The organism is Pseudomonas sp. BP11-1-1 (assembly GCF_052112105.1).
Taxonomy (GTDB): Bacteria; Pseudomonadota; Gammaproteobacteria; order Pseudomonadales; family Pseudomonadaceae; genus Aquipseudomonas; species Aquipseudomonas alvandae.
This window is the reverse complement of sequence record NZ_JAUTYU010000001.1, coordinates 423,987-444,602: the sequence shown is the minus strand read 5'-3', so window position 1 is coordinate 444,602 and position 20,616 is coordinate 423,987. Positions and strand designations below refer to the sequence as shown.

The window sequence follows — 20,616 nt, the reverse complement described above, 5'->3', positions numbered from 1 at the left end:
TTGGCGATGCGTCACCTCGGTAAAAGTCAGCCCAGGCGCGCGGGCGATAGCATTGCGGCGTTCAAGCCGAAACGGGCGAGGCCGTCGGGCAGCGGTTCTTCGCGTACCAGCGCCGCGCTGGCCTGGCCCATGGCCGGGGAGGTCTGGATGCCATAGCCGCCCTGGGCCGCGACCCAGAAAAAACCGGGTACCTGCACATCAAAACCGGCCAGCAGATCTCCGTCATGCACAAAGCTGCGCAACCCGGCCCAGGCGCGGGTCGGGCGGCGGATGGTCAGCGTGGTGGCTTCTTCGATCTGGTAGATGCCCATGGCGATGTCCAGCTCTTCGGGCTGCACGTCGTGGGGCTCGACCGGGTCGGCATTGGCGGGTGAGCCGAGGAACATGCCGGCGTCCGGTTTCATGTAGAAGGATTCGTCGAGGCTCACGAGCATCGGCCAGTCATGAATGTCCACGCCCTCGGGGCCGGCAAAAATGAACGCTGCCCGCCGCTTTGGTTGCAGGCCCAGCTTGCGTGCGCCGGCCATCTCAGCCACTTGGTCGGCCCAGGCGCCGGCTGCGTTGACCAGCACGGGTGCGCGGAAGGTCTGACTGGCGGTCCTGACCTGCCATTGCCCTTGATCGTCGCGGATCAAGTCGAGCACTTCGCTGTCGGTGTGCACTTCGCCGCCGCTGCGACGAATGCCTCGCAAGTAACCCTGGTGCAGCGCATCGGTGTCGATGTCGCAGGCGGTGGGGTCATAGATCGCGCCATGGACTTTATCTCGGCGCAGGATCGGTAGCCGCACGCAGGCTTCTTCGGCATTGAGCAGCTGCATCTGCGGTACCGTGGCCTTGGCACTGAGGTATTGGTTGTTCAGTTCGGCCGGGTCACCGGTGAAATCAACGGTCATTTCGCCGCGCGGTGTGAGCAACGGGTGCTCGCAGAAGCCGGTTGGCGGGGCGTCGAAAAAATCCCGGCTGGCTTGGGTCAGCGCGCGCACCTGTGGTGTGCCATAAGCGGCGGTGTACAGCGCCGCCGAACGGCCGGTGGAATGGTAGGCCGGGTGCGATTCGCGTTCAAGCACGATGACCCGGCCGTGGGGCGCCAGCCAGTAGCCGGTGGAAGCACCGGCGATGCCGCCGCCGATGATGATGAAGTCTGCTTGTGTCATGAAGCTCTCCTGTCGAGCGCAGTGCCGGGAGTTTCCGAGAACCTGTGGGAGCGAGTCTGCTCGCTCCCACAAGGGAAATGGGCGTCTCAGTTATGAAGTCGATACAGCGCATTCGCCAGCGCAACATCCTCCAGCCCCAACCCAATGGAACGGAAGAACACATGGCGTTCAAAGTTCGGTCGCGCCACCCGTTCGCTCAGCAGCTCGGGCAAGTCACCCACAATGCTTGAAGATTCCCAACCATGCTGTTCAGCGGCGATCAACATCTCGCCAGCCGAGCCCGGGGTGGTCTGACGATAGTCGCAGAACACGTCCATGTCGTTGAGGCGCCCGGGCGGGACTTCATGGGCGCGCGGGGCGTTGGTGCTGATCGACGTGATCAACGCCGGTTTACCCAGGGTTTGTGGATCAAATACCGCTTTGGCGGATGAGGTGCAGAGCATCACCACGTCAACGTCGTGCAGTGCGGCTTCGAGGGTCTCGGCAATTTGCAGGCGAGGATCCAGGCTTGTGATCGAGGCAAGTTGTTCTGCCGACCTGGCCTTCAGGCCTGGCGAATAGAGACTGATGGCTTGCCAATCCCGCAGTCCCTTGACGTATTGCACATGGGCGCGTGCCACCGCGCCGCTGCCGATGACCGCCAGGCGCCGGGCGTTGGGCGGAGCGAGGGCATCGACGGCGACGGCAGTAGTGGCGGCGGTGCGGATCGTCGTCAGCTCGGCGGCATCGCACAACAGCAGCGGCTGGCCGGTTTGCATCGACATCAACAAAGTCCAGGCGGTGACCAACGGACCCTGTTCGCGGACGATATAGGGTGAGGTCTTGACGCCATAGACCTGGTCTTCAGCCAGTACGCCCAGGTAATTGATGAAATCCCCGGCGCCTTGTGGAAACGCCACCAGTTGCTGGGGCGGCTGCACCGCTTGCCCGGCCGCGAGATCGCGGAACAGCTTGCGAAGGATCTGCAGCACATCGATGTTTTCGAGCAGCGCTCGGGCCTGGGCTTGGGTCATGACTTGAGGCGTGCTGGTCATCGTGTGCTCCGGATGCCTGTATAAACTAATTTGTCCATTATGGACTTTTAGTTTATACGAGCAATATCCCAAGGCAAAAAAAAGCGCAGCCTGTATTGGCTGCGCTTTTTCGTGTTGCTGGGAGGATTAAGGGCGTTTGCGCTCAACCGGTCGCAGCAGATGCGTCGGTGGCATCTCGCAACTGATCTTGCGACCCAGCAGCGCTTCGATCGACGGCAGCTGGTAGGAGTCGTCCTCGCCGGCGAAGCTGATCGAGACGCCTGCGGCCCCGGCACGACCGGTGCGGCCAATACGGTGCACGTAATCGTCCGGCACTTCCGGCAGGGTGAAGTTGATCACGTGGCTGATGCCGTCGATGTGGATGCCGCGACCGGCCACGTCGGTGGCGACCAGCACGCGGATCTTGCCTTCGCGGAAACCTTCGAGGGTCTTGATGCGCTTGTGCTGCGGTACGTCGCCCGAGAGCTGGGCGGCGTTGACGCCATCGCGCACGAGGCGTTCCTCGATGCGGCGTACTTCGTCCTTGCGGTTGGCGAATACCATCACCCGCTCCCACCCGTTGTCGTTGACCAGGTTGTAGAGCAGCTTGTACTTATCGGCACCGGCAACGGCGTAGATATGCTGCTCGACGTTCTCGCTGGCGACGTTCTCGGCTTCGATCTCGACGATGGCCGGGTCGGTGGTCCACTGCTTGGCCAGGTTCATCACGTCTTCGGTGAAGGTGGCGGAAAACAGCAGGGTCTGGCGTTCGCTTTTCGGTGGGGTCTGGCGAATGATCTGGCGCACCTGCGGGATGAAGCCCATGTCGAGCATGCGGTCGGCTTCGTCCAGCACCATCACCTCGACCATGTCCAGGTGCACGTCGCCGCGCTGGTTGAAGTCCAGCAGGCGACCGGGCGTGGCCACGAGGATGTCGCAGTGGCGGGCTTCGAGGTGCTTGAGTTGCTTGTCGAAATCCATGCCGCCCACGAACGTCATGACGTTCAGGCCGGTGTACTTGGTCAGGTCGGCGGCGTCCTTGGCGATCTGTACCACCAGTTCGCGGGTCGGCGCGATGATCAGTGCCCGCGGTTCGCCCATGTAGCGTTCCTTGGGCGGCGGAGTCTGGAGCAACTGGGTGATGATGGAGATCAGGAACGCGGCGGTCTTGCCTGTACCGGTCTGGGCGCGGCCGATGGCGTCTTTGCCAGCGAGGGTGTAACCGAGCACCTGCGCCTGGATCGGCGTGCAATAGGGGAAACCCAGGTCCTGGATGGCGTGCATCAGTTCAGGGGCGAGCTTGAAATCGTGGAAGCGGGTCTTGCCTTCCTGGGGTTCTACGACGAAATCTTCAAGCTTCCAGGCAACGACGGGCGGTTTTGGTGCGCGTTCGCGGCGTGGCCTTGGCGCTTCGCTACGTGGCTTTTCCTGGGCCGGTACGGCGACAGGCTGGGCAGCGGGTGAGGTCGTCGGCGTTGTCATGGCCTGCGCAACCGGCGGAGCGGTCCGGCGCGGTTGTTGCGCATCGGTGCGGCTCTGGGCTTGGACTGGCGCGCTGGAAACGGGCGCGAGCTGCTCGGCCTCGCTTTTACCGAACATCTTCTTGAGTGCTTTGAGCACGGTCATCTCATCGATTGGTTAAGGAATGTACGCCGGCCAGTGTAATGCAAGAAACGGGCGCGGCGTAGTGTGATCATCAAAGCGCTGGCGTGGCGATTTGCCTCTTAGCGCAGCCGTTCGGCCAGCCAAGTGCCGATGTCGCGAATCTCCTCGGGTAACACTTCGTGGCCCATTGGGTATTCCTGCCATGTCACGGTGACACCATGGAGCTTCAAATACTCCTGGGCGGTCCTGCCCATGGGGTTGAGTACCACTTCATCGTATTGCCCGTGCAGCGCCAGGACGGGGATGCGTTGTTGACTGGCAGACAACTGCAGCTCTTCGCTGAACGTTGGCGCGTAGGTGGACAGGGCGATCACGCCCCCCAGCGGCCCCTGCCATTTCACAAAAGCGGTGTGATAAACCACCGCGCCGCCCTGGGAAAACCCCGCCAGGAATATCCGCGAGGCGTCTATTCCGCTGGTTCGCTGGGTGTCGATGAGGTCGATGACTCGCTGCGCCGAGGCCTCCAACTGATCTTCGTCAATGGCTCGGGCCGGGCTCAGGGCGCGGATGTCATACCAGCTGGGCATGGCATAGCCGCCGTTGATCGTTACAGGCTGGGTCGGTGCCTGGGGCAGAACGAAACGCGTCGTGAGCAGGCTTTCCTGCAACATTTCTGCGACCGGCAGGAAGTCAAAACGATCGGCGCCCAGGCCGTGGAGCCAGATAACGCACGCATCGGCGGTGCGGGAGGGCTCGAGAATCAAGGGGTCGGTCATGGTGTGCTCCAAAAATGTGCGGGCGCGCTCAATCAGTGCGTGATTACGGTGCAGCCCTGGTGTCTCAGTTAATTAGATGTCGCAATACTACAACTTTTTGTCTTGACCTCTTCAGTAAGGGGCAAGCGCAGCGGTGTGGTACGGGCTTTGCTATGGGTGTAGCTGAGTGATGATTCTTACGCTGCGCGGTAACACTATCAGCTCGACGCGACGCATGGGATATCAGAAATCCGGTGATGGATGTTCGCCAATAGCCGCTACGGGCTTCGCGAACGTGAAGGGCTACAGCCCGTTCGGCCGATTGGTGAGAAGTGAGCAGCCCCACTGTTTATTGGCGCTCTCATTAATAGACTCATAGCGAAGGCCCAGACGTCGGTTGACCCTAAAAAAAGCCAACAAGGGTCGGCAATGCCTCAAAAGGGTGCGACAGGGCTCGAGCTCCGACACAACAAGAGCAAAACTGGAGGTTTGAATGAAGTTACTGAAATCCACCCTGGCAGTCGTGACTGCAGCAGCAGTCCTCGGTGTCAGCGGGTTCGCTCAGGCGGGTGCAACCCTGGATGCCGTGCAGAAGAAAGGTTTTGTGCAATGTGGTGTAAGTGACGGCCTGCCGGGTTTCTCGGTGCCTGATTCCACCGGCAAGATCGTCGGTATCGACGCTGACTTCTGCCGTGCCGTTGCCGCAGCAGTGTTCGGCGATGCAACCAAGGTCAAGTTCAGCCAGTTGAACGCCAAGGAGCGCTTCACCGCGCTGCAGTCCGGCGAAATCGATCTGCTGTCGCGCAACTCCACCATGACCAGCTCCCGCGATGCGGGCATGGGCCTGAAATTCCCAGGCTTCATCACCTATTACGACGGCATCGGCTTCCTGGCCAACAGCAAACTGGGCGTCAAGAGTGCCAAGGAACTGGACGGTGCAACCATCTGCATCCAGGCCGGTACCACCACCGAGCTAAACGTTTCCGACTACTTCCGCGCCAATGGCCTGAAGTACACCCCGATCACTTTCGACACCTCCGATGAAAGCGCCAAGTCGCTGGAATCCGGTCGTTGCGACGTGCTGACCTCCGACAAGTCCCAACTGTTCGCCCAGCGCAGCAAGCTGGCTTCGCCGAAGGACTACGTGGTGCTGCCGGAAACCATTTCCAAGGAGCCACTGGGTCCGGTCGTGCGTAACGGCGACGACGAGTGGCTGGCCATCGTTCGTTGGACTGGCTACGCCATGCTCAACGCTGAAGAGGCAGGCGTGACTTCGGCAAACGTCGAAGCCGAAGCCAAGTCCACCAAGAACCCAGACGTCGCTCGTATGCTGGGCGCTGATGGTGAATACGGCAAAGATTTGAAGCTGCCGAAAGACTGGGTCGTGAAGATCGTCAAGCAAGTAGGTAACTACGGCGAAATGTTCGAGCGCAACCTGGGCAAGAAGACTCCGCTGGAAATCGATCGCGGCCTGAACGCTCTGTGGAACGCAGGCGGCATTCAATACGCACCACCAGTGCGCTGATGGTTCTATCACCCGGTGGGCCAACCACCGGGTGATGTTCTGTTCCATTCTTTGCGGGGCACTTCATGCAAAATTCAATCGGCGCACCTAAGCAGAGGCTCAGCCTCAGCGATCCACGAGTGCGTGCGTGGGTATTTCAGATCGTCACCATCGTGGCGGTCATCGCGCTGGGCTGGTTTCTGTTCGATAACACGCAGACCAACCTTGCACACCGGGGCATCACTTCCGGTTTCGGCTTTCTGGAGCGCAGTGCCGGTTTCGGCATCGCCCAACACCTGATCGACTACACCGAAGCGGACAGCTATGCCCGCGTCTTTGTCATCGGTCTGCTCAATACTCTGCTGGTAACCTTCATTGGCGTGATCCTGGCGACCATCCTGGGGTTCATCATCGGCGTCGCACGCTTGTCGAAGAACTGGATAATCTCCAAGCTGGCGACCGTCTATGTGGAGGTCTTTCGTAACATCCCACCGCTGTTGCAAATCCTGTTCTGGTATTTCGCGGTCTTCTTGACGATGCCGGGACCACGGGCTGCCCACAACTTCGGCGACACCTTCTTCGTCAGCAGCCGAGGCCTGAACATGCCGGCGGCGCTGGTGGCCGACGGGTTCTGGCCGTTCGTGATCAGCATCGTGCTGGCGATTGTCGCGATCGTGCTGATGACCCGCTGGGCCAACAAGCGTTTCGAAGCAACGGGCGAGCCGTTCCACAAGTTCTGGGTGGGCCTGGCGTTGTTCCTGGTGATCCCGGCGCTGTGCGCGCTGATCTTCGGGGCGCCTGTGCATTGGGAGATGCCGGAGCTGAAAGGCTTCAACTTCGTTGGCGGCTGGGTGTTGATCCCTGAGCTGCTGGCGTTGACCCTGGCCTTGACCGTGTACACCGCGGCGTTCATCGCCGAGATCGTGCGTTCGGGTATCAAGTCGGTCAGCCATGGCCAGACCGAGGCGGCTCACTCCTTGGGGCTGCGCAACGGTCCGACGTTGCGCAAGGTGATCATCCCGCAAGCCCTGCGCGTGATCATCCCGCCGTTGACCAGCCAATACCTGAACCTGGCGAAGAACTCTTCCCTGGCTGCCGGTATCGGTTACCCGGAAATGGTTTCGCTGTTTGCCGGCACGGTGTTGAACCAGACCGGCCAGGCCATCGAGGTGATCGCGATCACCATGAGCGTGTACCTGGCGATCAGTATCAGCATTTCCTTGCTGATGAACTGGTACAACAAGCGCATTGCGCTGATCGAGCGGTGAGGAAAAGCGCATGACATCCCATACTTTCAAACCTGATATGCCGCCACCGAGCAAAGTGTTCGGGCCGATGGCATGGATGCGCGCGAACATGTTCTCCAGCTGGATCAACACGCTGCTGACGCTGTTCGCGTTCTACCTGATCTACCTGATCATCCCGCCGATCCTGGAATGGGCGATCCTGGATGCCAACTGGGTAGGCACCACGCGCGCCGATTGCACCAAGGAGGGCGCCTGCTGGGTGTTCATCCAGCAGCGCTTCGGCCAGTTCATGTATGGCTACTACCCGACGGAGCTGCGCTGGCGCGTGGACCTCACCGTGTGGTTGGCCGTGATCGGCGTGGCGCCGCTGTTCATCTCGCGCTTCCCGCGCAAGGCGATCTACGGCCTGAGTTTCCTGGTGGTGTACCCGATCGTCGCCTGGTGCCTGTTGCACGGTGGCGTGCTGGGCCTGGCCGCTGTAGCGACCAGCCAATGGGGCGGCCTGATGCTGACCCTGGTGATCGCCACCGTCGGCATCGCCGGCGCCTTGCCACTGGGCATCGTCCTGGCGCTGGGTCGTCGCTCGAACCTGCCGGCGATCCGCGTGGTCTGCGTGACGTTCATCGAGTTCTGGCGCGGCGTGCCGTTGATCACGGTGCTGTTCATGTCCTCGGTCATGCTGCCGTTGTTCCTGCCTGAAGGCATGAACTTCGACAAGCTGTTGCGTGCGCTGATCGGCGTGATCCTGTTCCAGTCGGCCTACGTGGCCGAAGTGGTGCGCGGTGGCCTGCAAGCGATTCCCAAGGGGCAATACGAAGCGGCCGCGGCGATGGGCCTCGGTTACTGGCGCAGCATGGGCCTGGTGATCCTGCCACAAGCCCTGAAGCTGGTGATCCCGGGTATCGTCAACACCTTCATCGCGTTGTTCAAGGACACGAGCCTGGTGATCATCATCGGCCTGTTCGACTTGCTCAACAGCGTGAAACAAGCTGCCGCCGACCCGAAATGGCTGGGCATGGCCACCGAAGGCTATGTATTCGCCGCCCTGGTGTTCTGGATTTTCTGTTTTGGTATGTCCCGCTATTCCATGCATTTGGAACGCAAGCTGGACACTGGCCACAAGCGTTAGGAGTTGACTCATGAGTGAAGCGATCAAACAGCCTGTGAGCCCTGAAGGCATTATTCAGATGCAGGGCGTGAACAAGTGGTACGGCCAGTTCCACGTGTTGAAAGACATCAACCTGAACGTCAAGCAGGGCGAGCGTATCGTGCTGTGCGGCCCGTCGGGTTCCGGCAAGTCCACGACCATCCGCTGCCTCAACCGCCTGGAAGAGCACCAGCAGGGTCGCATCGTGGTCGATGGCGTGGAACTGACCAACGACCTCAAGCAGATCGAAGCGATCCGCCGTGAAGTCGGCATGGTGTTCCAGCACTTCAACCTGTTCCCGCACCTGACGATCCTGCAGAACTGCACCCTGGCGCCGATGTGGGTTCGCAAGATGCCCAAGCGCAAGGCCGAGGAAATCGCCATGCATTACCTGGAACGCGTTCGCATTCCAGAGCAGGCGCACAAGTACCCGGGCCAGCTCTCCGGTGGACAGCAGCAGCGCGTAGCGATCGCCCGTGCCCTGTGCATGAAGCCGAAGATCATGCTGTTCGACGAGCCGACCTCGGCCCTCGACCCGGAAATGGTGAAAGAGGTGCTCGACACCATGATCGGCCTGGCCGAAGACGGCATGACCATGCTCTGCGTGACCCACGAAATGGGCTTCGCCCGCACCGTGGCCAACCGTGTGATCTTCATGGACAAGGGTGAAATCGTCGAACAGGCCGCGCCGAACGACTTCTTCGACAACCCGCAGAACGACCGCACCAAGCTGTTCCTGAGCCAGATCCTACATTGATCGGCGTCAGGCAGTGAAATAAACCCGGACTTGTCCGGGTTTATTTTTTGCAGTGCCGGCGGCTCAGGAAGCCGTGAGGGTTTCGTGCTCCTTGTGCACTGTCGTCTTGAATCCTTTCAAGTCCGCGCCTTCAGCCAGGGCTTGTGCATCTGCAAGCAAATGCGGGTAGCGATCAAGCAGGCGCATCAGCAATGTCAGTGCTTTTGGCGCCAGGACCTCGCCACGCTCATAGCGGGAAAAAGCGTTGTGTCCACCGCCCGATAGCAGCAGTACCGCTTCCTTTTGCGATAGATGCAGTTTGCGCCGGACACGTTTGATCTCTTCACCGATCATTCGCCTGGCCGCATTGACCAGCTCATCACCTGCCTGGTCGTAGCGATCCGAGCAGCTTGAATCGAGCTCGACTTCGCCGCACATCTGACATTCCCAGCCAGACAAGTCATCGACCCGGCGTTCCAGCCCCTTGACGCTGATGGTTTCGCCGCGACCTTCGAAATGCAACATGCCCTCCGGGGCACCACAGCTGAAGCATTGCTGGTGTTTCATGAGTTTTTCTCCTTGAAGGAAATTACCGGTGGGCCTCCGCATGGGCGGTACGTCACCTTCAGGTAAATCTGCAGACCGTGTGAATTGGCGTGGTAGACGTCATGCCAGACTCGATGATCGTCATAGGTGGTCATCGATTTGTAGAACTGTTTTCGCTCAAGCCCATGGATGACCTGCTGCATGTCCGAGACGTTTAAACCGAGCGTTCGAGCAGTGTTCTTCGCAGTGCTGGTGAAAGCTTTCCCTTTAAGCCGCCTGACATCCGCCTGTATTGCTACCAAGGTGTAATGGGGTGTGTTCTTTTCCATGGAACGGTACGCCTTGTTCGTAAAATTACCCTTAAAGGGTAATTTTGACTAATCGAAAATCTCGTTTCTTTGGCCTCCCATTGACCCTAGGCGGTTGCCGTCCTACACGAAGCTGACTAACATGTCAGAAAATTCATCCTATGATTGGATGAAAAGGCGAATCCATGTCCGATATTTCTCCATTGATAAAGCGCTCCTTGGTCGACCAGGCCTTGGAGCAATTGCGCCGCCGCATCAGCGACGGCGTCTGGCCCGTAGGCCAGCGCTTGCCCACCGAGCCGGAGCTGGTGGCCGAGCTGGGCATCAGCCGCAACACCGTGCGGGAAGCCATGCGCGTGCTGGCGTTCTCCGGGTTGATCGAGATTCGCCAGGGGGACGGCAGTTACGTGCGGGCAGTGGTCGATCCGCTGGACACGCTAAAGGTGCTGTCGCGCTGTTCGTTGGAACAGGCTCGGGAAACCCGCCACATCCTGGAGGTGGAGGCCATCGGCCTGGCGGCACTGCGGCGTACCGATGAGGATTTGCTTGCGTTGCGCCAGGCGCTGAAAACCAGCGGCGAGCATTACCACGGCGACTTGGAGCACTACATTGCCTGCGATCTGATCTTCCATCGTCTGTTGGTAGATGCCGCCCACAACCCGGCCCTCAGCGAGCTGTATCGCTATTTTTCCAGCGTAATCGGCGCGCAATTGCGCCATAGCCTCAACATCATTCCCCGACATCAACACGTGTTCGATCTGCACATCGAAATCCTCGAAGCCGTCGAGCGACAGGATCCGGAGCGGGCCAAGGCCCTGTGTCGGCAGTTGATCAATGAACCCTGAACCAGAGTTTTCCATGTCCCGCGATTCGCTTGACCGCACCCCGGTGACGACGCACAAACGCGCCGCCGAACTCGAAGAACTGCTGATCGACGCCGAAGCGGACGATGAGCAAACCCAGCAGGACCACCCGTTGGTGCGCCGGCCCTGGCTGTTGTTGCTCGGGTTGATCCTGGTGGCGTTGAATTTGCGTCCGGCGCTGTCGAGCATGGCGCCGCTGCTCAGCGAGGTTTCAAAGAGCCTGGGGCTGTCGGCTGCGCAAGCGGGTTTGTTGACGACGCTGCCGGTGCTTTGCCTGGGCCTGTTCGCGCCGTTGGCGCCGGTGCTGGCGCGGCGTTTTGGTGCCGAGCGTGTGGTGCTGGGGATCTTGCTGACGTTGGCCGGTGGAATCGTCCTGCGCAGTTCGTTCGGCCAGATCGGCTTGTTCGCCGGCAGTATCCTGGCGGGCGCGAGTATCGGGATCATCGGCGTGCTGTTGCCGGGTATCGTCAAGCGCGACTTCGCCAAGCAGGCTGGCACCATGACCGGTGTCTACACCATGGCCCTTTGCCTGGGCGCCGCGATGGCGGCAGGGGCCACGGTGCCGCTGAGCGAGCAGCTCGGCGAAAACTGGGCCTTGGGCCTGGGGTTCTGGGTGGTCCCGGCGCTGCTTGCTGCGGTGTTCTGGCTGCCGCAAGTGGGGCAGAAACACGGCGCCCACCAAGTGGCGTACCGGGTCCGTGGCTTGCTGCGCGATCCGTTGGCCTGGCAAGTGACCTTGTACATGGGGCTTCAATCGTCCCTGGCCTACATCGTGTTCGGCTGGCTGCCCTCGATTCTCATCGGTCGAGGGCTGAGTCCGACCGAGGCTGGGCTCGTGCTGTCTGGCTCGGTCATCGTGCAACTGATCAGTTCACTGAGTGCGCCTTGGCTGGCAACGCGTGGCAAGGACCAGCGCCTGGCCATCGTGATCGTCATGCTCATGACCCTGGGCGGTTTGTTCGGTTGCCTCTACGCGCCCATTGACGGTTTGTGGGGCTGGGCGATCCTGTTGGGGCTGGGGCAGGGCGCGACGTTCAGCCTGGCGCTCACCCTGATCGTGTTGCGTTCGCGGGACGCCCATGTGGCCGCCAACCTCTCCGGCATGGCCCAGGGCTTTGGTTATACGCTGGCGTCGCTGGGGCCGTTCGCGGTCGGCGTGGTCCATGACTTGACCGGCGGCTGGAATGCCCTGGGCTGGATCTTCGGCCTGGTTGGCGTGGGGGCGATCATCGCCGGCGTGGGGGCTGGACGGGCATTGTATGTGGGCGTGGTCAGCGAACGAGTCACGGATCGTCGTTGATATCATTTTCATGGCGAATGACGGTGGTCTTCCCCGCAGCGGCAGATTATCGTGCAGGCCTACTGAAACGTTTCGGAGCCTGCCCATGAGTGATGCCCACAACGCCTTGATCACCCGTTTTTATCAGGCCTTCCAGCGCCTGGACGCTGAAGCCATGAGCGCTTGCTACACCGATGACGTGGTGTTCAGCGATCCGGCGTTTGGCGAACTGCGCGGGCTCGATGCTGGTGACATGTGGCGCATGCTGACAACCCGGGCCAAGGACTTTTCCCTGACCTTCGACAACGTGCGCAGCGACGAGCGCAGCGGCGGTGCGCACTGGGTGGCGACCTACCTGTTCAGCCAGACCGGCAACATTGTGATCAACGACATCCAGGCGCGCTTCGTTTTCCGTGACGGCAAGATTTGCGAGCACCATGACAGCTTCGATCTGTGGCGCTGGTCTCGCCAGGCGTTGGGCACCAAGGGCCTGTTGTTGGGTTGGACGCCGTTGGTGCGCAACGCCGTCAGGGCCCAGGCGCTGAAGGGGCTGCGGGCGTTCCAGGCCAGTCGCTGATAAGATCGCGGCTTGTTTTTTACACGTTTGCAGAACATTTCGTGACGACCGCCAACGAATCTTCAGATCTATGCGTGCCCGAGGCGACCGAGCCGGACAAGCCCTGGTTCGTCTACCTGGTGCGGGCCGCCAACGGCTCGCTGTACTGCGGCATCAGCGATGACCCGGTGCGGCGCTTCGCCAAGCACCAGAGCGGCAAGGGCGCGCGCTTCTTTCTGTCCAGCCCGGCGGTGGCCCTGGTGTATACCGAGGCCTGTCGCGACAAGGGCGAGGCCCTGCGCCAGGAAAGGCTGATCAAGAAGCTCAGGAAGAGTGCCAAGGAATGTTTGGTGGCCAGTGCAACGGTGCTCGATCAACCGCGCTGATAGTCCTTCATCAGGCGGGTAGGCTGTTGCTTCTTGGCGCGCTAAAGTGCGGGACTTCCTACCTGCATTGGCGAATCTCATGTCAGAGCTGATCCTTCACCATTATCCGACATCTCCTTTCGCGGAAAAGGCCCGCCTGCTGTTGGGCTTCAAGGGCCTGGCCTGGCGTTCGGTGAGCATCCCGCCGATGATGCCCAAGCCCGACCTGACGGCATTGACGGGCGGCTATCGCAAGACACCGGTGTTGCAGATCGGCGCGGATATCTATTGCGACACGTCCCTGATGGCCCGTCGGCTGGAACAGGAAAAGGCCTCGCCAGCGCTGTTCCCTGAAGGCCGTGAAATGATCGCAGCGTCTTTCGCGGCGTGGGCTGATTCGGTGGTGTTCCAGCACGCGGTGAGCCTGGTGTTCCAGCCTGAATCGGTGGCGGTGCGTTTTGCCAGGCTGACGCCTGAAGCCATCAAGGCGTTCATCCGCGACCGCGCCGGGTTGTTCAGTGGCGGCACGACCACGCGTCTGTCTGCCGAGCAGGCCAAGCATCAGTGGCCGACGATCATGGCGCGGCTCGAGCAGCAGTTGCAGCGCGAAGAGGGCGATTTCCTCCTGGGCGATCCGTCGATTGCCGATTTCGCCATGGCGCATTCGCTGTGGTTCCTCAAGGGCACACCCGTCACTTCACCGTTGGTGGATGAGCATCCGGCTGTGTCGGCTTGGCTCGCGCGGGTGCTGGGCTTTGGTCATGGCGCGCCGAAAGAGATGAGCTCCGAAGAGGCGTTGGACGTGGCCCGGAACACTGCACCAGCAGCGCTGCCGGATGAATTGTTCAATGAGCCGAATGGCTTTGCGATGGGGCAGCAGGTCACCATCGCCGCGACGGACTATGGTGTCGATCCGGTGGTCGGTGAATTGCTGTTTGCCGGGCGCGAAGAACTGATCCTGCGCCGTGAAGATGAGCGCGGCGGCGTTGTGCATGTGCACTTTCCGCGATTCGGGTTTCGGATCGAGGCAGTCTGACCTTCCCGGAGGCGGTGACTGAGCCATCGCTTTCGCGAGCAGGCTCGCTCCTACAGAGATCGCGCCGGATACCATGATCACCGCAGATCCAATGTGGGAGCGAGCCTGCTCGCGAAGGGGCCGTCACTGTTGGCGGGTCGTCTTAAGTCGCGGACAACGCCCTGAGGATATTCTCCGGCTCATATCCGCGAATCAACGTGCCGTTCACGTCGAGGATCGGAATCCCCCGGCCGCCCAGCGCCTCGTAGGTCTTGCGCGCCTCGGCGTCTTTCTCGATATCGAACTCGCGAAACGGTACGCCTTTCTCATCCAGGAAACGCCGGGTGGCCTTGCAGTAGCCGCACCAATCGGTGGCATACAGCACGACGCGGGCGCTGCTGCGAATCTGCTCTGAAACCATCTGCGACGGGTTGAACACCCGCTCGATCTTGCCCCAATTCTGGTAAGCCACCACCACCAGAAGAACCAGCAGGCATTTCTTCAGCACACCACTGAGCATCAATTGCGGCGCTTGAGCTGATCGGTCAGCGACGTCGGCAACCCCTTGATGATCAGCGTGCCCGCTTCTTCGTCATACTCGATCTTGGAGCCCAGCAGATGCGCTTCGAAGCTGATGGACAAGCCTTCGGCGCGGCCGGTGAAGCGGCGGAACTGGTTGAGGGTGCGTTTATCCGCCGGGATCTCCGGCGACAGGCCGTAATCTTTGTTGCGTATGTGGTCGTAGAACGCTTTCGGGCGCTCTTCGTCGATCAGTTCGGACAGTTCCTCCAGGCCCATGGGTTCGCCGAGCTTGGCCTGGCTGCTGGCGTAATCCACCAGGGTCTTGGTCTTTTCCCGGGCATCGTCTTCGGGCAGGTCTTCGCTTTCGACGAAGTCGCTGAAGGCCTTGAGCAGGGTGCGGGTCTCGCCGGGGCCGTCGACGCCTTCCTGGCAACCGATGAAGTCGCGGAAGTACTCCGAGACTTTCTTGCCGTTCTTGCCTTTGATGAACGAGATGTATTGCTTGGATTGTTTGTTGTTCTGCCATTCCGACACGTTGATCCGCGCCGCGAGGTGCAACTGGCCCAAGTCCAGGTGACGGGACGGGGTGACGTCCAGTTCGTCGGTGACGGCAACGCCTTCGCTGTGGTGCAACAAGGCGATGGCCAGGTAGTCGGTCATGCCTTGCTGGTAATGGGCGAACAGCACGTGGCCGCCCACTGACAGGTTGGATTCTTCCATCAATTTTTGCAGGTGTTCCACCGCCACGCGACTGAACGCGGTGAAATCCTTGCCGCCATCCAAGTACTCCTTTAGCCAGCCGCTGAACGGATGCGCCCCGGACTCGGCGTGGAAGAAACCCCAGGCCTTGCCTTGTTTGGCGTTATAGCTTTCATTGAGGTCGGCGAGCATGTTCTCGATGGCCGTTGACTCTGCCAGTTCGGAGTCGCGGGCATGGAGTACAGCAGGGGTGCCGTCGGGTTTTTTGTCGATCAGGTGGACGATGCAATGACGGATCGGCATGGATTTCTCGGCTGATGAAAGAGGGGAGGGCGCGCTCCCCGAAAAGGGCCCAGTGTACCGCAATCACTGGTTTTGCGACGCGTCGAAGGCCCTTTCAGACCCTTCCGACACCCAGCGGGCGTTTTTTTACCGATTTAGCGCAATAAAGCTGACCAAATGGGTAGGTAGAGGCGGATATTTCACAGGCGTTGTGCTAGTTTTGCCCGGTCTTACGCGATGTCACTGCGTTAAGCGTGCATTCAGCATTTGTCAGGTCGAACCAAACCCGGATTTCGGCATCTATTACCCCGATCCGTCGTGGTGATGACCGAGGGCGGCTGATCAGATAGATCGGGCTCGATGGCTGACACTGCACTCTGCAATCCATATGAATTTGATAGGGAAGGAACACTACATGGCTCTTACTAAAGACCAACTGATCGCTGATTTGGCTGAATCTGTAGACGCACCAAAAGCTACCGTGCGTGCTCTGCTGGACCAACTGGGCCAAGTCGTTGCCGATCAGCTGGAAAACGGCGGCGAACTGACCTTGCCAGGCGTTGGCAAGCTGAAAGTCACCGAGCGTCCTGCCCGCACCGGTCGCAACCCTTCGACTGGCGCAGCCATCGAAATCCCGGCCAAGAAAGTGATCAAGCTGGTTGTGGCCAAAGGCCTGACCGACGCTGTGAACAAGTAAGACGCAGCGATAAAAAAACCGTGCTCCGGAGTGATCCGGACACGGTTTTTTTGTGCTTGCGATTCCGTATCGACGCTGTACTCATTGTGGGAGCGAGTTTGCTCCCACCTTGGCCTGAGCCGTATTAGCGGACCCAGCGCTCACGCCGCCATATCTGCTGCTCGGACTTGGTCTGGAAAGTCCACGCCACAAAACGACTCTGCTTCTGCCCCTGCGACATCTCCACCACCTGGCTCTCCAGCGCGCCAGCCTTCTTCAGCGCGGTTTCGATGGCCGGCAGGTTCGAGGCTTTCGATACTAACGTGCTGAACCACAAGACTTTGTGTTGGAAGTTCGCACTTTCGGCAATCAGCTGCGTCACAAAACGCGCTTCACCGCCTTCACACCATAGCTCTGCCGATTGCCCGCCAAAGTTCAGCACCGGCAGCTTGCGTTTCGGGTCAGCCTTGCCCAAGGCGCGCCACTTGCGCTCGCTGCCCTTGGTCGCTTCTTCCATCGAGGCGTGGAACGGCGGGTTGCACATGGTCAGGTCGAAGCGCTCGCCCGGTTCCAGCAGGCCAATGAGGATGTGCTTGCGGTTTTCCTGTTGGCGCAGCTGGATGACCTTGCTCAAGTCGTTGGATTGAACGATGGCCCTGGCGGCCGCGACCGCTGTCGGGTCGATCTCGGAGCCGAGGAAGTGCCAACGGTATTCGCTGTTGCCGATCAGCGGGTACACGCAATTGGCGCCCATGCCGATGTCCAGCACATTGACGATCGCACCACGCGGCACCTTGCCGTCGTTCATGCTCGCCAGCAGGTCAGCGAGAAAGTGCACATAATCGGCGCGGCCTGGAACCGGGGGGCAGAGGTAATCCGCCGGGATGTCCCAGTGCTGGATGCCATAGAACGCCTTGAGCAATGCCCGGTTGAACACTCGCACCGCGTCGGGGCTGGCGAAGTCGATGCTTTCCTTGCCGTACGGATTGGTGATCACGTACTTCGCCAGCTCCGGCGAGGTCTTGATCAGCGCCGGGAAGTCGTAACGACCCTGATGGCGATTGCGCGGGTGCAGGCTGGCCTTCTCGCGCGGCTCGACGGTTTTGCTTGGGGGCGCGGCGTCTGGCTTCTTGCGTGCAGGTTTGGGAGTGCGGGGGGCGTTCATGGGCGTGGTCGATTCGGGTATGGCTGAAAATGGCGGGTATTGTCCCACATCCCGCGCGCTCTTGATGATTGCGCGTATTAAATGTGGGAGCGAGCAAGCTCGCTCCCACAAGGGTTCTTCATTGTCCGGGAGAAAGTGACAGGCATAAAAAAGGAGGTCCAGCTGGACCTCCTTTTTCGTTGCGAACCGCCGTTACAGGCTGGCAATCCGCGCGTGCTGCTCAGCCAGCTTGCCCAGGGCCTGTTCGGCCTCGGCCAGCTTGGCCCGTTCCTTCTCGATGACCTCGGCCGGCGCCTTGTCGACGAAGCCAGCGTTGGACAGCTTGCCGCCAACCCGCTGGACTTCGCCCTTCAGACGCAGGATTTCCTTGTCCAGGCGCGCCAGTTCGGCGGCCTTGTCGATCAGGCCGGCCATTGGCACCAGCACTTCCATTTCGCCAACCAATGCGGTGGCGGACAGCGGCGCTTCTTCGCACGCCGCCAGCACGGTCACCGATTCAAGCTTCGCCAGCTTCTTGAGCAGTGCTTCGTTCTCATTGAGACGACGCAGGTCTTCGGCGTTGGCGTTTTTCAGGAACAGGGTCAATGGCTTGCCCGGGCCGATGTTCATTTCGGCGCGGATGTTACGCAGGCCGAGCATGAAGGTCTTCAGCCATTCGATGTCGTCTTCCGCTGCCGGATCGATGCGGCTTTCGTTGGCCACCGGCCACGGTTGCAGCATGATCGTCTTGCCTTGAATGCCCGCCAGCGGCGCGATGCGCTGCCAGATTTCCTCGGTGATGAACGGCATGAATGGATGCGCCAGGCGCAAGGCCACTTCCAGTACGCGCACCAGGGTGCGACGGGTGCCGCGCTGGCGCTCGACCGGCGCATTTTCGTCCCACAACACAGGCTTGGACAGTTCCAGGTACCAGTCGCAATACTGGTTCCAGATGAACTCGTACAACGCTTGTGCGGCCAGGTCGAAACGGAACTGGTCAAGTTGGCGGGTCACTTCGGCTTCGGTGCGTTGCAACTGGGAAATGATCCAGCGATCGGCCAGGCTCAGCTCGTAGGCTTCGCCATTCTGGCCGCAGTCCTCGCCCTTGTCGAGCACGTAGCGCGCGGCGTTCCAGATCTTGTTGCAGAAGTTGCGATAGCCTTCGACGCGACCCATGTCGAACTTGATGTCACGACCGGTGGACGCCAGCGAGCAGAAGGTGAAACGCAGTGCATCGGTGCCGTAGCTGGCGATGCCCTCGGCGAATTCTTCGCGGGTGGCTTTCTCGATCTTCTTCGCCAGTTTCGGCTGCATCAGCCCGGAGGTGCGTTTCTGCACCAGGGTTTCCAGGTCGATGCCGTCGATGATGTCCAACGGGTCCAGGACGTTACCCTTGGACTTGGACATCTTCTGGCCCTGGCCGTCGCGCACCAGGCCATGGACGTAGACCGTCTTGAACGGCACTTGCGGCGTGCCGTCCTCGTTCTTCACCAGGTGCATGGTCAACATGATCATCCGGGCGACCCAGAAGAAAATGATGTCGAAGCCGGTAACCAGCACGTCGGTGGAGTGGAATTTCTTCAGAAACTCGGTCTGTTGCGGCCAGCCCAGTGTGGAGAAGGTCCACAGGCCCGAGCTGAACCAGGTATCGAGGACGTCGTTGTCCTGCGCCAGCGCCACGTCCGGACCGAGGTTGTGCTTGGCGCGGACTTCGGCTTCATCGCGGCCGACGTAGACCTTGCCCGACTCGTCGTACCAGGCCGGGATGCGATGGCCCCACCATAGCTGGCGGCTGATGCACCAATCCTGGATGTCGCGCATCCACGAGAAGTACATGTTCTCGTATTGCTTGGGCACGAACTGGATGCGGCCATCTTCGACGGCGGCAATTGCAGGTTCGGCCAACGGCTTGGTGGACACGTACCATTGGTCGGTCAGCCATGGCTCGATGATGGTGCCGGAGCGGTCGCCTTTCGGGACTTTCAGGGCATGATCGTCGACGCTGACCAGCAGGCCGGCGGCGTCGAACGCGGCAACAATCTGCTTGCGTGCCTCGAAGCGGTCCAGGCCGGCGTATTCGGCCGGGATCTGGCCATCGACGCTTTCGTTCAGCGTGCCGTCGAGGTTGAACGCCTGGGCCGCTGGCAAGACATTGGCGTTCTTGTCGAAGATGTTCAGCAGCGGCAGGTTGTGGCGCTTGCCGACTTCATAGTCGTTGAAATCGTGGGCCGGGGTGATCTTCACGCAGCCGGTGCCGAATTCAGGATCGCAGTAATCGTCGCCGATGATCGGGATGCGCCGGCCAACCAGCGGCAGCTCGACGAACTGACCGATCAGCGCCTGATAGCGCTCGTCGTTCGGGTTCACCGCCACGGCAGAGTCGCCCAGCATGGTTTCCGGACGGGTGGTGGCGACGATCAGGTAATCCTTGCCTTCAGCGGTTTTCGCGCCGTCGGCCAACGGGTATTTCAGGTTCCACAAGAAACCTTTCTCGTCGTGGTTCTCCACTTCGAGGTCGGAAATGGCCGTGTGCAACTTGGTGTCCCAGTTGACCAGGCGCTTGCCGCGATAGATCAGGCCGTCTTCATGCAGGCGGACGAAGGCTTCTTTCACCGCCTCCGAAAGGCCGTCGTCCATGGTGAAGCGCTCGCGGCTCCAATCCACGGATGAGCCGAGGCGACGGATCTGGCGGCTGATATTGCCACCGGACTCGTCTTTCCATTCCCAGACTTTCTCGAGGAATTTCTCGCGACCGAGGTCATGACGATTCTGGCCCTGGGCTTCGAGACGACGCTCCACCAGCATCTGCGTGGCGATACCGGCGTGGTCGGTACCCGGTTGCCACAAGGTGTTGCGACCTTGCATGCGACGGAAACGGATCAGGGCGTCCATGATCGCGTTGTTGAAGCCGTGGCCCATGTGCAGGCTGCCGGTGACGTTCGGCGGCGGGATCATGATGGTGTAGGAATCGCCCGCGCCTTGCGGAGCGAAATAATTCTCGGACTCCCAGGTGTTGTACCAGGAAGTTTCAATGGCGTGCGGCTGGTAGGTCTTATCCATGCGCGGCGGGACCCTATTGGCATTTATTCAGGAAAAGCCGGGAAGTATAGCGGGCGGGGCTGGTGCAAGCCACAAGCTGCGAGCGAGAAGCCGAATGGGAGCGCAGTTGAACCCTGTGGGAGCGAGCTTGCTCGCGATAG

The 20,616-nt window shown here is 60.6% G+C and carries 20 protein-coding genes; 10 read left to right on the top strand and 10 right to left on the bottom strand.

The annotated features are described in order from the left end of the window. Nucleotides 1-26 precede the first annotated feature (26 nt). From Q7C33_RS01975 to Q7C33_RS01960, 4 genes are all read right to left on the bottom strand, one after another. The gene (locus Q7C33_RS01975) at nt 27-1,154 is read right to left on the bottom strand and encodes an NAD(P)/FAD-dependent oxidoreductase (protein WP_407682751.1); all 1,128 of its coding nucleotides are present in this window, start codon (nt 1,152-1,154) and stop codon (nt 27-29) included. 86 nt (nt 1,155-1,240) lie between these two features. Then, nucleotides 1,241-2,188, bottom strand: coding sequence for an ornithine cyclodeaminase family protein (locus Q7C33_RS01970; protein ID WP_407682750.1), 948 nt, complete (start codon nt 2,186-2,188; stop codon nt 1,241-1,243). A gap of 126 nt (nt 2,189-2,314) precedes the next feature. After that, nucleotides 2,315-3,793, bottom strand: a complete 1,479-nt coding sequence (gene rhlB / locus Q7C33_RS01965; RefSeq protein ID WP_407682749.1) for an ATP-dependent RNA helicase RhlB — start codon at nt 3,791-3,793, stop codon at nt 2,315-2,317. Nucleotides 3,794-3,891: 98 nt separating this feature from the next. Further along, on the bottom strand, nt 3,892-4,548 hold the full coding sequence (locus Q7C33_RS01960; RefSeq protein ID WP_030139635.1) for an alpha/beta hydrolase: 657 nt from the start codon (nt 4,546-4,548) through the stop codon (nt 3,892-3,894). Between the two features lie 472 nt (nt 4,549-5,020). Between Q7C33_RS01960 and Q7C33_RS01955 the strand changes: the two genes are divergently transcribed. The 4 genes from Q7C33_RS01955 to Q7C33_RS01940 all read left to right on the top strand — a co-directional run bounded on the left by Q7C33_RS01955 (nt 5,021) and on the right by Q7C33_RS01940 (nt 9,182). Continuing rightward, on the top strand, nt 5,021-6,052 hold the full coding sequence (locus tag Q7C33_RS01955; RefSeq protein ID WP_030139634.1) for an amino acid ABC transporter substrate-binding protein: 1,032 nt from the start codon (nt 5,021-5,023) through the stop codon (nt 6,050-6,052). 65 nt (nt 6,053-6,117) lie between these two features. Next, complete coding sequence (locus tag Q7C33_RS01950; RefSeq protein ID WP_198796584.1) at nt 6,118-7,299, top strand: amino acid ABC transporter permease; 1,182 nt, start codon at nt 6,118-6,120, stop codon at nt 7,297-7,299. Between the two features lie 10 nt (nt 7,300-7,309). Further along, the gene (locus Q7C33_RS01945) at nt 7,310-8,407 is read left to right on the top strand and encodes an amino acid ABC transporter permease (RefSeq protein ID WP_030139632.1); all 1,098 of its coding nucleotides are present in this window, start codon (nt 7,310-7,312) and stop codon (nt 8,405-8,407) included. 10 nt (nt 8,408-8,417) lie between these two features. Continuing rightward, the gene (locus Q7C33_RS01940) at nt 8,418-9,182 is read left to right on the top strand and encodes an amino acid ABC transporter ATP-binding protein (protein ID WP_003178331.1); all 765 of its coding nucleotides are present in this window, start codon (nt 8,418-8,420) and stop codon (nt 9,180-9,182) included. 63 nt (nt 9,183-9,245) lie between these two features. Here Q7C33_RS01940 and Q7C33_RS01935 read toward each other — a convergent pair whose 3' ends face one another. Together Q7C33_RS01935 and Q7C33_RS01930 are read right to left on the bottom strand one after the other, a co-directional pair. Then, nucleotides 9,246-9,728 (bottom strand): type II toxin-antitoxin system MqsA family antitoxin, encoded by a 483-nt coding sequence (locus Q7C33_RS01935; RefSeq protein WP_030139631.1) that lies wholly within the window; start codon nt 9,726-9,728, stop codon nt 9,246-9,248. Beyond that, nucleotides 9,725-10,036, bottom strand: a complete 312-nt coding sequence (locus Q7C33_RS01930) for a type II toxin-antitoxin system MqsR family toxin (RefSeq protein WP_030139630.1) — start codon at nt 10,034-10,036, stop codon at nt 9,725-9,727. The genes Q7C33_RS01935 and Q7C33_RS01930 overlap by 4 nt, the downstream gene beginning before the upstream one ends. 164 nt (nt 10,037-10,200) lie before the next feature. On the opposite strand from Q7C33_RS01930, the gene Q7C33_RS01925 reads away from it, so the two are divergent. The 5 genes from Q7C33_RS01925 to Q7C33_RS01905 all read left to right on the top strand — a co-directional run bounded on the left by Q7C33_RS01925 (nt 10,201) and on the right by Q7C33_RS01905 (nt 14,114). Continuing rightward, nucleotides 10,201-10,860 (top strand): FadR/GntR family transcriptional regulator, encoded by a 660-nt coding sequence (locus Q7C33_RS01925; protein ID WP_198796581.1) that lies wholly within the window; start codon nt 10,201-10,203, stop codon nt 10,858-10,860. Next, complete coding sequence (locus Q7C33_RS01920) at nt 10,850-12,178, top strand: CynX/NimT family MFS transporter (RefSeq protein WP_407682748.1); 1,329 nt, start codon at nt 10,850-10,852, stop codon at nt 12,176-12,178. Before Q7C33_RS01925 ends, Q7C33_RS01920 begins: the two co-directional genes overlap by 11 nt. 85 nt (nt 12,179-12,263) lie before the next feature. After that, a complete protein-coding gene (locus tag Q7C33_RS01915) occupies nt 12,264-12,734 on the top strand; it encodes a nuclear transport factor 2 family protein (RefSeq protein WP_407682747.1) in 471 nt (156 codons plus the stop codon). Between the two features lie 41 nt (nt 12,735-12,775). Continuing rightward, entirely contained in the window at nt 12,776-13,099 is a 324-nt protein-coding gene (locus Q7C33_RS01910; protein WP_198796578.1) for a GIY-YIG nuclease family protein, read from the top strand. 79 nt (nt 13,100-13,178) lie between these two features. Beyond that, nucleotides 13,179-14,114 carry a glutathione S-transferase family protein gene (locus tag Q7C33_RS01905; RefSeq protein WP_407682746.1) on the top strand — a complete coding sequence of 312 codons (936 nt, stop codon included), beginning with the start codon at nt 13,179-13,181 and terminating at the stop codon, nt 14,112-14,114. Nucleotides 14,115-14,256: 142 nt separating this feature from the next. Here the strand turns inward: Q7C33_RS01905 and Q7C33_RS01900 are convergent, their stop codons facing one another. Further along, nucleotides 14,257-14,613, bottom strand: coding sequence for a glutaredoxin family protein (locus Q7C33_RS01900; RefSeq protein WP_217861317.1), 357 nt, complete (start codon nt 14,611-14,613; stop codon nt 14,257-14,259). Beyond that, a complete protein-coding gene (gene yejK, locus Q7C33_RS01895; protein ID WP_030139623.1) occupies nt 14,613-15,617 on the bottom strand; it encodes a nucleoid-associated protein YejK in 1,005 nt (334 codons plus the stop codon). The genes Q7C33_RS01900 and yejK overlap by 1 nt, the downstream gene beginning before the upstream one ends. Nucleotides 15,618-16,011: 394 nt before the next feature. Here yejK and Q7C33_RS01890 point away from each other — a divergent pair, with 394 nt between their 5' ends. Continuing rightward, nucleotides 16,012-16,293 carry an HU family DNA-binding protein gene (locus tag Q7C33_RS01890; protein ID WP_030139622.1) on the top strand — a complete coding sequence of 94 codons (282 nt, stop codon included), beginning with the start codon at nt 16,012-16,014 and terminating at the stop codon, nt 16,291-16,293. 124 nt (nt 16,294-16,417) lie between these two features. On the opposite strand, the gene rlmF is transcribed toward Q7C33_RS01890, so the two are convergent. Together rlmF and Q7C33_RS01880 are read right to left on the bottom strand one after the other, a co-directional pair. Then, entirely contained in the window at nt 16,418-17,437 is a 1,020-nt protein-coding gene (gene rlmF / locus Q7C33_RS01885) for a 23S rRNA (adenine(1618)-N(6))-methyltransferase RlmF (RefSeq protein WP_217861318.1), read from the bottom strand. Nucleotides 17,438-17,629: 192 nt separating this feature from the next. Next, nucleotides 17,630-20,476: a valine--tRNA ligase gene (locus Q7C33_RS01880; protein WP_407682745.1), complete on the bottom strand. Its 2,847-nt coding sequence runs from the start codon at nt 20,474-20,476 to the stop codon at nt 17,630-17,632. Between the last annotated feature and the right edge of the window lie 140 nt (nt 20,477-20,616).

Excerpts from the sequence above, each read along its gene's own strand:
- Q7C33_RS01950 (WP_198796584.1), top strand. The coding sequence starts at position 6,118 with ATGCAAAATTCAATCGGCGCACCTAAGCAGAGGCTCAGCCTCAGCGAT.
- Q7C33_RS01920 (WP_407682748.1), top strand. The coding sequence starts at position 10,850 with ATGAACCCTGAACCAGAGTTTTCCATGTCCCGCGATTCGCTTGACCGC.
- Q7C33_RS01905 (WP_407682746.1), top strand. The coding sequence starts at position 13,179 with ATGTCAGAGCTGATCCTTCACCATTATCCGACATCTCCTTTCGCGGAA.
- Q7C33_RS01925 (WP_198796581.1), top strand. The coding sequence starts at position 10,201 with ATGTCCGATATTTCTCCATTGATAAAGCGCTCCTTGGTCGACCAGGCC.
- Q7C33_RS01975 (WP_407682751.1), bottom strand. The coding sequence starts at position 1,154 with ATGACACAAGCAGACTTCATCATCATCGGCGGCGGCATCGCCGGTGCT.
- Q7C33_RS01900 (WP_217861317.1), bottom strand. The coding sequence starts at position 14,613 with ATGCTCAGTGGTGTGCTGAAGAAATGCCTGCTGGTTCTTCTGGTGGTG.
- Q7C33_RS01880 (WP_407682745.1), bottom strand. The coding sequence starts at position 20,476 with ATGGATAAGACCTACCAGCCGCACGCCATTGAAACTTCCTGGTACAAC.
- rhlB (WP_407682749.1), bottom strand. The coding sequence starts at position 3,793 with ATGACCGTGCTCAAAGCACTCAAGAAGATGTTCGGTAAAAGCGAGGCC.
- Q7C33_RS01970 (WP_407682750.1), bottom strand. The coding sequence starts at position 2,188 with ATGACCAGCACGCCTCAAGTCATGACCCAAGCCCAGGCCCGAGCGCTG.
- Q7C33_RS01955 (WP_030139634.1), top strand. The coding sequence starts at position 5,021 with ATGAAGTTACTGAAATCCACCCTGGCAGTCGTGACTGCAGCAGCAGTC.
- Q7C33_RS01930 (WP_030139630.1), bottom strand. The coding sequence starts at position 10,036 with ATGGAAAAGAACACACCCCATTACACCTTGGTAGCAATACAGGCGGAT.
- rlmF (WP_217861318.1), bottom strand. The coding sequence starts at position 17,437 with ATGAACGCCCCCCGCACTCCCAAACCTGCACGCAAGAAGCCAGACGCC.
- Q7C33_RS01960 (WP_030139635.1), bottom strand. The coding sequence starts at position 4,548 with ATGACCGACCCCTTGATTCTCGAGCCCTCCCGCACCGCCGATGCGTGC.
- yejK (WP_030139623.1), bottom strand. The coding sequence starts at position 15,617 with ATGCCGATCCGTCATTGCATCGTCCACCTGATCGACAAAAAACCCGAC.
- Q7C33_RS01945 (WP_030139632.1), top strand. The coding sequence starts at position 7,310 with ATGACATCCCATACTTTCAAACCTGATATGCCGCCACCGAGCAAAGTG.
- Q7C33_RS01940 (WP_003178331.1), top strand. The coding sequence starts at position 8,418 with ATGAGTGAAGCGATCAAACAGCCTGTGAGCCCTGAAGGCATTATTCAG.
- Q7C33_RS01915 (WP_407682747.1), top strand. The coding sequence starts at position 12,264 with ATGAGTGATGCCCACAACGCCTTGATCACCCGTTTTTATCAGGCCTTC.
- Q7C33_RS01935 (WP_030139631.1), bottom strand. The coding sequence starts at position 9,728 with ATGAAACACCAGCAATGCTTCAGCTGTGGTGCCCCGGAGGGCATGTTG.
- Q7C33_RS01890 (WP_030139622.1), top strand. The coding sequence starts at position 16,012 with ATGGCTCTTACTAAAGACCAACTGATCGCTGATTTGGCTGAATCTGTA.